This is a genomic window from Paenibacillus sp. MDV22-iso6, from assembly GCF_058408365.1.
The window spans coordinates 338,494-350,679 of the sequence record NZ_JBZVDZ010000007.1 but is presented as its reverse complement, the minus strand read 5'-3'; the positions used below and the strand labels follow the sequence as shown (position 1 = coordinate 350,679).

Genomic DNA, 12,186 nt, shown 5'->3' with positions numbered 1-12,186 from the left:
GTGGCTTGTTGGCTGCTTCAGTCTTGGTTCAGATCCCGTAGGAAAAGGGTCCTGCATAGCAATGGCCATGCTGCATCTATTCCGGTACACCCGCAACGCTGGGGTGAATTCGGGATGCTCCCTTTATATCAAGTTGATTCGCCTCGGGAGCGAAATATGGTGAACCAAAAAAAGCTTCACTCCTTAAGATATGGTTCATATTGACGAGTCAAACACCCAGAAAAGTAAGGCTGTCTGACGTCTGGGTCTTTGGCGCGCATCATTCATTCTCGAGTACCACATCCGTAATAAGATTCATCTGAATGTCCCGAGTCCCACTCTTCATCAGCAGCTTAAGGGTACGGGCAGGGGAGTCCAATCGGAGCACCTGTCCGGTAAAGCGGATATCATCATGTTCATGGAACAGGGTGATGGTGACTGTATCCCCGAGCAGCATGGAGTTACTAAGCAAACGTGACATTTCTTCCGCTGCCTGGGCATCCAGAGATGGACGGGTACGGGGAGCAAGTTGTTCCTGATGAATGATGTAGGCTTCCCGGTGTTCGGGAAGCATCATGCGCGACGACTCAAAAATCCCGTTTTGCTGTAATTTTTTACTCATTTATAGTGACCTCCAATTTTATGAGAACGGTCCTGTGCCTGTGCGGAGGAGCAGAGCGAGGAGGCTCGCATAATCGCGGTTTCTCCAAACTTGCGCTTGATGTCATCCGTGGCACGTTCCAGTTCTCTTTTGCGTTCACGGTCATCGAACCAGGACAGCTGTACTTCGGAATCGGGCACGAGTCCGGTCAATGACACGCTGATGCGGCGAATGGGTAATCCGTCCCAATGGCGCAGAAACAGAGCTGCTGCCGCATCGTATACTTCATCGGTGATGTTGGTAGGTTCATTCACCTTCATCTGGCGGGAGAAGCCGGTTGGACGATCGTAATCCTGCCCCCGACATCCTACAGAGACGACATTGCCCATGAGCGATTTGTCCCGGGAACGCCGGCTGACCAGCTCCGCCAGTTCGAGCAGCACCACTTTGATGTCTTCCCACGATTCATAGTCCCGAGGCAATGTCATCTGATGTCCAATGCCCTGCTGCTGGTGAGCATATGTCCCGGGTTTTACCGGAGAATCATCGATCCCGCGGGCAATACGCCACAGTACCTCACCATTTACACCCCAACGCTCTCTCAGCCGGGACAATGGAGTCTGCGCTAGATCCCCAATCGTATGAATCCCCATCTTATAGAGATGCTGCCCCATCCGGGAACCGACCATAAACATGTCTCGAACAGGCTTTTTCCACAAAGTTGTCTGCACGTCCTTGCGGGGCAATGTATAGATGCCTCCGGGGACTTTTTTGGCATACAGGTCACAGGCCATCTTGCTGACAACCTTGGTGTCGCTGATGCCGACGCGGATATAGACGCCAGTCTCTTCCATTACCCTGTCCTGAATACTGCGGGCAATCGTTTCAGGACTGCCGAACAGGTCTAAACTTCCGGTGACATCCAGGAACTGTTCGTCAATGCTATACGGTTCAACCAGATCGGTATAGGACTGAAGGATACGGGTAATGTGTAGGGAAACACGAATATATTCGGCCATCCGGGGACGAATGACGACAACATCGGGGCATTTGGCAAGAGCCTCACCCAGCCGTTCTGCTGTAGTAATCCCATAGGACTTGGCGAGTGGGCAGGCTGCCAGAATAATGCCTGAACGGCGTGCAGGATCTCCCGCAACAACAAGCGGACGGTCTCTGTATTCAGGATGTGCAGACTTCTCCACACTGGCATAAAATGACTGGCAATCGGCCAGCATAATGACACGTCCGTCTTTGCGGGGCATAGTACTTCTCTCCTTTTATTCATGATTCGGCTGCTTCTGTGCAGTGATGGGATTCATTCAGCCAACGTTATTTTACAGTTTATTTACAGTATGGAACAAGTGTTCTTGTTTTATAAGCATATCCGACAATGCCAGATGCGGCAACCGGAATTATTTTGCAAATTGGACACAATTATTGGATGGACCTATTAGAGTCAAAATTTAGGAAAAAAGATGTATTTTTTTACATTTCGTGTAAGAGATCCGTGACTTCCGGGTGATGACCGGGTGTTCATTGGGCTTTATGTAAAAGTAATATAAATGGGCACAGTCCTATAGGGGGGGACTGATGTCCTTTTTTCATTTTCTGCACTTTTCAGAAAACCTTGATAGGACGCGGGTTTTCAAGGATACGTTATCGGACTATAGTATCAATTTTGTAATCTTTATGGTTAATACTGTAAAAATGTCCGCAACTTTAAAATATCATTAGCGTTTAATGGGGTAAGCGTTCAAGCGGAAACAGATCTCGCAATCCGCGTTGCATATAACAATAACGGGTAGAGATGTGCAAGCCTGGAAGAACCTCAAACGGACGGTTAAAGTGGCATATATTCGTGTCCATGGGACATAAGAGCAAGAAGGGCTCATGGATGCTAGTTGATGGCGCATTTTACGAATTATGGGCAGAATGTTGCAGTTCACGTTTGCTTCCAACAGCCTAGTTACAAATGCAGAGTCTTAGAGCTATAGTGAGAACTACACCGCTGACATCTCTACCCAAAGCGGACATCCGATGCGGGATTTCCCGCAGACCTTCATGTCATTTAAGATCCGCAGATGAAGCAGGATGCATACTAGAGAGGTGAGCAATCAAGAGCCATGAGCAGACGAAGACGAAGACGTTGGTTGCTAACGATGCTGACAGGAGCGGCCGTAGTGACAGGCGGAATATTTGCCGGCTGGCACTATATGCAACCCCAGCTCGTTACGTACACAACTGATAATGGCACGGAGATGAAATTCAAGACCGATGGAGACCGGTTCATGGAATATGGACCCGATGGCGCATGGCGGGAGATGTTCGTGAAAGGTGTGAACCTGGGTGCTACATCACCAGGACATTACCCGGGCGAATTTCCGTTGACCAAAGAGGATTACTTGAAGTGGTTCCAGCAGATTGAGGATCTGGGGGCCAATGTAATCCGGGTGTACACGGTACATGAGCCGATTTTTTATACCGCATTGGTTGAGTATAACCGTGGCCGGGAGCAACCGTTATATTTTATACAGGGCATATGGTCGCCGGAAGAAGAGTTGATCGAAAAGCAGGATGCCTATGCTGACCATATTGAGCAGACGTTCAAGCAGGAGATTGAAAAGGCGGTATCGGCTGTATATGGGGATGCGGACATTCCCGATAAACCGGGAGAGTCAAGCGGCAAATACAAGACGAATGCCGGGAAATATCTGATGGCTTGGCATGTGGGGACCGAGTGGGACCCTTCGATGGTGAACAACACGAATGAGAGCCATCCTGACGTGCCACAGTACAAAGGCGTTCATTTTTCCGGGACGCAGGATGCATCACCGTTCGAAAATTGGCTGGCTGAGCTGCTGGACTATACCGCCGTATTGGAGAAGAAATACGGGTGGGAGCATCCAATGACCTTCACGAACTGGGTAACAACCGACGTGTTGGATCATCCGGGCGAGCCGCTGTTCGAAGAGGATTTGGTGAGTGTGGATGCGCGACATATTCAACCGGAAGAGTGGCAGGGCGGATATTTTGTAGCATACCATGTGTACCCTTATTACCCGGACTTGTTCCATACGGACCAGACACTCCAGACGATTAAGGATGAGAACGGCGAGTACAACACGTACAAAAGTTATCTGCGCAAGCTCAAAGCCGAGTTTTCCGATATGCCTGTAATGATTACAGAGTACGGTGTACCTTCTTCGCTTGGAATCTCCCATCTCGGTATGGGAGGTCGGGATCAGGGCGGACATAACGAGGTCGAGCAGGGCGAGATCGACGCATCGCTGACTCAGGATATTTATGATGAAGGGTATGCGGGAGCGATTTTGTTCATGTGGCAGGATGAGTGGTTCAAAAAAACCTGGAACACGATGCCGCTTGAAATTCCAGCTGATCGGCGCGCCTACTGGCTGAACGTGCTGACGAATGAGAAGATGTTCGGTCTGCTCGCCATGGACCCCGGTAAGCAGGAACAGCTGACCATCGACGGGAAACTGGATGACTGGAATACGCTGAAGAAGGAAGAGGTCACCGTCTGGCAAGGCAAGGTAGATGGCATCAAGGAAATGAAAATGACCCATGATGAAGCCTACCTGTACATTGGCATGACGCTGGATCAACCTTTTGACCCAGACCAGACCTTGCTGCGCATCGGAACGGATACGCTGGATGGCGGCAATCAGCCGGGTACGAGACTTCCGGATCGAACGCTGAGTGACGGACTCGAAACAGTGATTACATTGGGACAGAATGATGAATCACAAGTGGAGATCGCCAAGGACTATGACTTTAACCAGCGCCTCTATGGCAAGGACGGTTACGGGATGCTGCCCGAGGAGCAAGAGAAAGCGGCAGATCCATTCCATCCATGGAACCTGGCGGTCAGCCTGCGGATGACCCCACCGGATACCCGTTCCGCCCAACCGTTCATGAATGAGAAGGTCGGTACGTTGAAACGGGGAACGACAGCTCCGGATCAGTCCGATACCGATTCATTAACCGCCTGGCAATATAACGGTAATCAGATCGAGATGCGTATACCATGGATGCTGCTTGGATTCGGTGACCCAAGTTCACTGCAAGCGATCAAGTATGGAGCGCTGAAAGGTGGACGGGAATTCGAAACTGTCGCAGTCAAGGGTGTGACCCTGGTTCCGTGGCTAATGGATCGTTCTACTGGAAATATCTCTTGGCCTGGTGGTGACCAGAAGACACTGGATGTGAAGACATTGCCTATATACAGCTGGCAGCCCTGGGAGCAGGTACAGTACAGTGAACGACTGAAACTGAGCTACGAGGAAATGAAGAAACGGTATGAACAAATTCCAAGTTTTCAGACCGAATAAATGAGTATAAAGGAGGACCTTTTCACATGTTTCCGAATTTGGCTTTGGCTTATCTATTTCTATACATCTGTACGGCGCTCGTCGCTGTGGGTGTAATCCTGCTGTTTGCCATGAAAATGTCCCACAACGGCAAACGGCGCAAGATTGAGTTTTATAAATTAAAGCAGCGTGACTACTTTACGTATCTGCAGACGGCGCTGACAGAGGACAGTCCCCTGAGATTGCCACCTGGGAAGTTGGCCCCACTCGAGCGTCGGGTCATCCAGAGCAAACTTATTGAATGGATTGATCAGTTCAAGGGCGAGTATCGCAACAAATTAATTGTACTCTGCCGTGAAGCCGGATTTGTAGAGCATGATCTGAAGGAACTGAGTCGTATTCGTTACGGACGCCAGATTGATGCAGCTTATCGATTGGGCGGCATGCGTTGTCCAGAGGCCGTTCCAGGCTTGATGGAATTGCTTAAGGATGAGAAACCTGGTCCGATGGCAATTATGATTGGTCGTTCGATCGCAAGATGTACCATCCGTCAGGGTGAACTGAAAGATATGCTCGCGTTGCTGTTAACCAAAGGAAAATCGATTCATCATCTGGCAGCAGATATTTTGCTCGAAACCAGTCTGGATACAAGCAGAATTCTGATTGAGTTGCTGGAAGATCGCAATCCTGACTTTGTCAAAGTGGGATTGGTTGCGATGTGGGGACAAGCTGTACCCGAAGTGATGCCTGCACTCGACAGACTTGTTGGCGCAGAACATCAGGATGTACGGGCAGAAGCGGTGAAGCTATATCTTAGCGCAAGTCCGGCACTTCAGGACGAGACCATTCTGAAGCTCATGCAGGATTCGGACCCAGAGGTGCGTGCCGAAGTGGTGCAGGCGCTCGGTTCGAAACATGCGGCAGGCAGCATTCCACTGCTGCGCAAAGCGCTGCGTGATGAAGATTGGGGAGTACGCTATAACAGTGCTGAGAGCCTTGGCAAGCTGGGTGAACCGGGATTTGAAGCCTTGTGTCAGGCCGCTGTGGAGGGCACAGGTGCTGAACGGGAAATTGCAATGCAGCAGATTGAGAGTACGATGCAGCACTCAGGAACAGACCACAAAGCCGTTGACCAGATGATTGCACATAACAAAAAAAGGCTGCTGTATGATCGGTACTTCGGTCCCGTACGTGGGAACCGGATAACAAGCAAGAAACGTACAGGTGTGGCTGCGGTAGGAGGGGATTACACTGCTTAGAGATCTACTATTAATCTACGGTATGGTCGCAATCTATTATGTCGTTGCCGTAAATACGCTTTACTTTTCCATTCTGGCCTTATCATTCCGTAATATTTGGACGATCTTCAGGCGATCGCATTATTCCAAATACAATACGTTGTCAGGCTCGGAGCTGGTACCCTCGGTTTCCTTGCTGGTGCCCGCATATAACGAGGAACTGACGATTATTGAAAATGTGAACTGTCTGATGACGCTGAATTATCCAACGTATGAAGTCATCGTGGTGAATGATGGTTCAAGCGATACCACCCTGAAGGTGTTGCTGGAAGAATATCGTCTGAAGCCGGTACCCAACACGATGATTAGGGGCAAGATTTCCTGTCAGAAAATTCGCGGGATCTACCACAATCCGGAATTCCCCGACCTGTATGTCATTGACAAGGAAAACGGCGGTAAGGCCGATTCCCTCAATGCCGGAATCAACCTGTCTCATTATCCGTTGATTTCTTCCATCGATGCTGACTCTTTGCTGGAGAAGGATGCCCTGATTCGTATGGCTCGCATGTATATGGAGAATCCGGAAGAGACGGTTGCTATTGGTGGGGATGTACGGATAGCCAACGGCTGCAAAATCGAGAATGGGGCAGTGCAGGACGTTTCACTGCCTCGCAAGATTTGGCCGATGTTCCAGTCCATCGAGTATCTCAAAGCCTTTCTCGGCGGACGGATCGGTTGGAGTCACATGAATGGTCTGATCATCGTCTCAGGTGCCTTCGGCATGTTCCGCAAGGATGCGGTTATTGCGGTTGGGGGATACCGGGACGGTTATCCGGGTGAAGACATGAACATTATCATCAAACTTCACCGTTATATGTTGGAGAATAAATTGAAATACCGCGTAGCCTTCTGCCCTGAAGCCGTGTGCTGGACACAGGCGCCGGATTCCTACCGGATCTTGTCCAGTCAGCGCAAACGCTGGGGACGTGGAAATCTGAAGAACATGATCGAGAATCGCGGCATGTTGTTCAACCCGAAATATAAAGTCATGGGCATGCTGACCATGCCGTACAACATTCTTTTTGAAGCGCTGAATCCGTATTTTCGAATTACCGGACTTCTCGCTCTCACGGGATATGTACTGATGGATATGACCCAGTGGCCGATACTTGTGCTCTTTGGATCGCTCAACATTGTGAGTGGTTATCTGCTCAGTGTGGGAGCCCTTGTGCTTGAGGAAATTGCATTCAAACGGTATAACAAGCTGTCCGATCTGGTCAAAATGCTGTTCTACTCCGCTCTGAAATTCGTCGGCTATCATCAGCTCGGCGTGCTGTGGAGATTGCAGGGGCATATCCAGTTCATGCAAAACAACAACTCATGGGGTACCATGACACGCCAGAGCTGGTCCGAGGAAGAGAAGACAAGCGAGGCAGCTTAAGCTAAGCACAGGCAATACAGCAGAAACAATATAGATAACCGAGGGAGAAGGGTGGAAAAGAACATGCCAAATACGGCGACATTGCAGCGTGAGGCTGCCGTTAATGTGTACCGCAGTGTAGAACAGGGATTGAAAGAAACGGGTGCCGAAACATGCGGCTTAATGTTCATCCATTGTGCAGGGCAGTCTCAGCCGGAGCAGCAGGTCAGGACACATCTGGAGCAGACCAGTGAGTCTGCCTACCAGGTCTGGCAGGATGGAGCCACACAGGCACTTGCTGTCCTGCTGCCAGGGTTGACACTGGATGAGGTTCATTATGAGGGGCTTCGCATCAAGCATGAATTGCAGGAGACGGTACCTGGTGCCGATCCGCAAATCACGCTGGCAAGTTTCCCGGCAGGTGAGCGTCCTTCAAAGGCAACCATTCAACATATGGCTGAGTCCGCCAAGCTGGTAGACCCGTCGGAGATTCATATCTACACGCTGGACAAGACGGCAGACGAGCCGGAACGAATTTTGATTGTGGATAACGATCCGACGGTACGCGAGTTTCTGCAATTGCGTCTGAAGATGCAGGGGTATGAAACCTATGAAGCGGTGGATGGACTGGCTGCACTGGAACTGATTGAAAAAATCACGCCTGATCTGGTGCTGACCGAATTGAACCTGTATGGCATTGATGGCCTACCGTTCATTCAACATATCCAGAACCTGGATGTGGCTCAGCCGCCCAAAATCGTCGTATTAACGGAACAGCGTGTGGAACAAACGATCAGTCAATGCTTCCGCAGCGGAGTCGATGATTATATGACCAAACCGTTCTCACCTGTGGAGCTGGATGCCCGAATCAGGCGTTGCCTGCATTAAAAGCAACCACAAGTAAGCCAAGAGAAACAGATAGCCTTCATTAATCTTTATCAGACAAATAAGTACATCTACAGACAAACATCTATCAAATGGATTCGTCAATCAACCAAACAAATACACTGCCCGGAGGGAATATCATGGAGAATCAACAATTCCACACATTACTGAATGCTATTGAAAATAAAGAAGCGGTGCTCGGCGTGGTCGGGCTCGGTTACGTAGGATTACCACTTGCGGTGGAAATGGTCAATCAGGGTTTCACGGTAATCGGAATTGATCTGGATGCATCCAAAGTGGAGAGCATCTATCAGGGAGATTCCTATATTCACGATATTTCGTCCGAGGAATTGAAAAAAGTGATGCAAAGCGGCCGCTTCCAGCCTACAACGGATTACAGCATGCTGCGCGTGATCGATGCGTTGAGCATCTGCGTACCTACACCGCTCAGTGAAAATCAGGACCCGGATACGTCTTATATCGAGACGGTTGTGGATCAGATTAAACTGCATATGAAACCAGGCATGCTGATTACGCTGGAAAGCACGACTTATCCGGGTACTACCGAAGAACTGATCCAGGATGAGCTGGACAAGATCGGACATGAAGCAGGCAAAGACTACTTCCTGTGCTTCTCGCCTGAACGTGTGGACCCGTCCAACGGACGATTCACTACTTTTAATACACCAAAAGTAATCGGGGGCACAACTGAAGCTTGCCTCAAACTGGGAACAGCGTTGTATAGCAAATACGTTGAAACGGTTGTACCTGTATCTTCACCAAAAGTGGCTGAAATGTCCAAACTGTTGGAAAATACATTCCGCAGCGTAAACATTGCCTTTGTTAATGAAATGGCAATGATGTGTGACCGTATGGGCATCGATATCTGGGAAGTTATCGACGCAGCTGCGACGAAGCCGTTTGGATTCATGCCTTTCTATCCGGGCCCTGGCATCGGCGGTCACTGCATCCCGCTTGATCCGATGTACCTGTCCTGGAAGGCTAAAGGATTCCGTTTCTACAGCAAGTTCATTGAGCTGGCGCAATCCACCAATGACAATATGCCATATTATGTACTGAACAAAACATCAACCATTCTGAATGAGTACGCGAAATCGGTACGTAAATCCAACATTCTGTTGCTTGGTATGTCGTACAAACCGAATATTGCCGATTTGCGTGAATCTCCAGGACTGGAGATCTATGAACAGTTCAAGGAAGGTGGAGCCAATGTCAGCTATTATGATCCACATGCTGAATCGTTCCTGGACAAGCATGGCGAGACGGTATATAGCGAAGTGTTCAACTTGGAACAGTTCAAGAAGTACGACTGCATCGTGCTGATCACCAACCACAGCGATTTGCCTTACTTTGATATTGCCGAGATGGGCGTACCGATTCTGGATACACGTAATGCGTTCAAAACGTATCCACATCCGCACATTTACAAGATTGGTCATTCGGTACAGCACCCTGTGCTTGAGCCAAGTGAAGCGTTGCTCGTCTGAGGAATATAACGAACAAGTGGGGCAAACTGTCGGTGAAGGCAAAATGGGCCATCTTGGCCCTGCTGTTCTGCCTGCTTCTTCTGCCCTGGCTACTCAAATGGTTTTCACATGAGGAACACAAAGCGACCTGGCTGTGGGACGCTTCCATTATTGCAGAGCAGACGCCTGAAATTATCTCCTTCTCCAAGGCGCAGGGCGTGAATACCATTTTCCTGCAAATTCAGGATGAGGTACCCGATGCGACATACCGCAAATTCATCGCGGCTGCGAGGCAGGCTGAGATCGAAGTACATGCCCTTAACGGTCATGCAGACTGGGCCTATACGGAGAAGCGGGAAGAGGGACTTGCGTTTATTGAAAAAGTACGGGCATATAATGCAGCTTCGGCCAAAAATGAACGCTTTGAGGGAATTCAGCTGGATGTTGAGCCTTATCAGCTAAAACGCTGGGAGAACGAGCAGAATAGCGTTATTGCGGAGTGGAGCGACAACATGAAGGCCTGGACCAAAGCTGGTAATGATGCCGGACTCTACATGAGTGCCGCAATCCCTTTCTGGCTGGATGCTCGCGAGTCGGCAGAAGGCGGAGGTACATTCAGCCGCTGGGTGATTGATCACTTTGATGCGGTAGCCATCATGGCCTATCGGGATCGTGGTCAGCAGATGTATGATCTGTCCAAGGAAGAGCTGGATGAAGCGGATGAGCTTGGCAAGAAGGTATGGGTTGGAGCCGAACTGGCTGATACGCATGAGGGCGATCATCTAACCTTTTTCAGCAAATCTATCACCAATATGGATGAAGAAATGAAGAAAGTGTTTGATCTCGGCGCTTCTCATTCCTCTTTTGCAGGTGTTGCGGTGCATCATTATGAAGCATGGTATGCAAAGGAAAACGGAATTCCGCTGGCTCGAAAGAGCGAGGAGAAGAAGTAGCGGGTGTATATAATAGGTATATGCAGTTTAAGAAAGAGCACTGTAATATGTAATGAGGAAAAGGCAAGTCTCCGATCAAGGAGGCTTGCCTTTTTTTGCTATTCGTTAGCATGCGGATGGCGACAAATCAGCTTTTATTGTTCTCGGCCGTTCGATATCGGTTGGGTGGCAGACCCACCTGCTTTTTGAACGCTTTGGAGAAAGAAAACAGATCAGGGTAACCCACCGAATGCGCTACTTCAGTTAACGTTAACGGGGTCTGAACAAGCAACCGTTTGGCCTGATTCATTTTGAGACGTTGAATATACTGGACAGGAGACAGGCCGTAGGCTTTACGGAATTGTTTGGCAAAATGGGTCCGATCCACGCCAGCGTGAGAAGATACACCTTCCACGGTAATGCCGCCGGCAAAGTGAATATCCATGTACTCCTTGCCCTTTTGCAGCCAGGGTGTGGCAGAGTCTGGTTGAAGCACTCGGGTAGCAGGGGATTTGGCAATCCGGTCAAACAATCCGAGAAAACGGGTAAGTCGTCCCAGGTCGCTTGCGCCTCCCTGAGGTTTGCGAACCTCTTCCATAAAAGCACGCATGCCACTTGCCGTCTCCGGCGTGAGTACGCCTGAACGATGCGGCGCGTCTGGAGTAAGCCCGATTCGTGCCAAAAGTTCAGCTGCATGTTTTCCATCAAAGGCAATGAAAATTTTGTGCAAAGATTCCTTTGGGTCGGACCAGTACTCATGGGTAACCTGTGGATACAGGCAGAATGCATCGCGGGCACGCAGGGAATAACGATGTCCGTTCTGTATGAAAGTTCCCTCGCCTTCCAGAACAAAAATTAAATAATGAAAAGGCGTCGTTCGAGGGCCGATATGATAGTTGCTCTTGGCTATATTACGACCGATTCGAATCGGCCATGCTCCACCGGCTTTCTCGAATTCAGACGGAGTAAAAAAAATAATATCCAAAAACTCGTGGTGGTCCTCCTTCATGCTCTCGATCATCAGGAACACCTCTTTAATATAAGTATAGTTTGTAATCTCTGAAAGTTTCTCTTATAACCTATTATACAGGTGGGTTTTGTGAATATTCAAGATCGAGAAGACCTATTCCTGTGAATTCACCACAAAATGACAAAATAAAATGGCCGCGAAATGACATTGATCACAGACAAATCAATTGTTATGATGTCCATACCTATTAAACCAAGTTAATTAATCGGCATTTGGAAGTGTACGTACTTATAAATTCAACTTTAAGAATTACACGGCAACGTAGGGGACAGAAAAGACCTGAAGA

Annotated in this window: 9 protein-coding genes; 6 read left to right on the top strand and 3 right to left on the bottom strand. The window is 49.1% G+C overall.

The annotated features are described in order from the left end of the window. Nucleotides 1–259 precede the first annotated feature (259 nt). A complete protein-coding gene (locus tag AC4PM4_RS21165; protein WP_491614498.1) occupies nt 260–601 on the bottom strand; it encodes a YolD-like family protein in 342 nt (113 codons plus the stop codon). Beyond that, a complete protein-coding gene (locus AC4PM4_RS21160; RefSeq protein ID WP_063565618.1) occupies nt 598–1,842 on the bottom strand; it encodes a DNA polymerase IV in 1,245 nt (414 codons plus the stop codon). The genes AC4PM4_RS21165 and AC4PM4_RS21160 overlap by 4 nt, the downstream gene beginning before the upstream one ends. Before the next feature lie 861 nt (nt 1,843–2,703). Here AC4PM4_RS21160 and AC4PM4_RS21155 point away from each other — a divergent pair. The 6 genes from AC4PM4_RS21155 to AC4PM4_RS21130 all read left to right on the top strand — a co-directional run bounded on the left by AC4PM4_RS21155 (nt 2,704) and on the right by AC4PM4_RS21130 (nt 10,891). Continuing rightward, a complete protein-coding gene (locus AC4PM4_RS21155) occupies nt 2,704–4,929 on the top strand; it encodes a hypothetical protein (protein WP_491614497.1) in 2,226 nt (741 codons plus the stop codon). 26 nt (nt 4,930–4,955) lie between these two features. Continuing rightward, nucleotides 4,956–6,167 (top strand): HEAT repeat domain-containing protein, encoded by a 1,212-nt coding sequence (locus AC4PM4_RS21150; RefSeq protein ID WP_079694147.1) that lies wholly within the window; start codon nt 4,956–4,958, stop codon nt 6,165–6,167. A gap of 22 nt (nt 6,168–6,189) precedes the next feature. Continuing rightward, nucleotides 6,190–7,587: a glycosyltransferase family 2 protein gene (locus tag AC4PM4_RS21145; protein ID WP_170867934.1), complete on the top strand. Its 1,398-nt coding sequence runs from the start codon at nt 6,190–6,192 to the stop codon at nt 7,585–7,587. A gap of 63 nt (nt 7,588–7,650) precedes the next feature. After that, nucleotides 7,651–8,454, top strand: a complete 804-nt coding sequence (locus AC4PM4_RS21140) for a response regulator (RefSeq protein ID WP_063565621.1) — start codon at nt 7,651–7,653, stop codon at nt 8,452–8,454. A gap of 137 nt (nt 8,455–8,591) precedes the next feature. After that, on the top strand, nt 8,592–9,959 hold the full coding sequence (locus AC4PM4_RS21135) for a nucleotide sugar dehydrogenase (RefSeq protein WP_063565622.1): 1,368 nt from the start codon (nt 8,592–8,594) through the stop codon (nt 9,957–9,959). 32 nt (nt 9,960–9,991) lie between these two features. Continuing rightward, on the top strand, nt 9,992–10,891 hold the full coding sequence (locus tag AC4PM4_RS21130; RefSeq protein WP_240321456.1) for a hypothetical protein: 900 nt from the start codon (nt 9,992–9,994) through the stop codon (nt 10,889–10,891). A gap of 127 nt (nt 10,892–11,018) precedes the next feature. Here AC4PM4_RS21130 and AC4PM4_RS21125 read toward each other — a convergent pair whose 3' ends face one another. After that, complete coding sequence (locus tag AC4PM4_RS21125; RefSeq protein WP_063565624.1) at nt 11,019–11,891, bottom strand: helix-turn-helix transcriptional regulator; 873 nt, start codon at nt 11,889–11,891, stop codon at nt 11,019–11,021. Nucleotides 11,892–12,186: the final 295 nt, after the last annotated feature.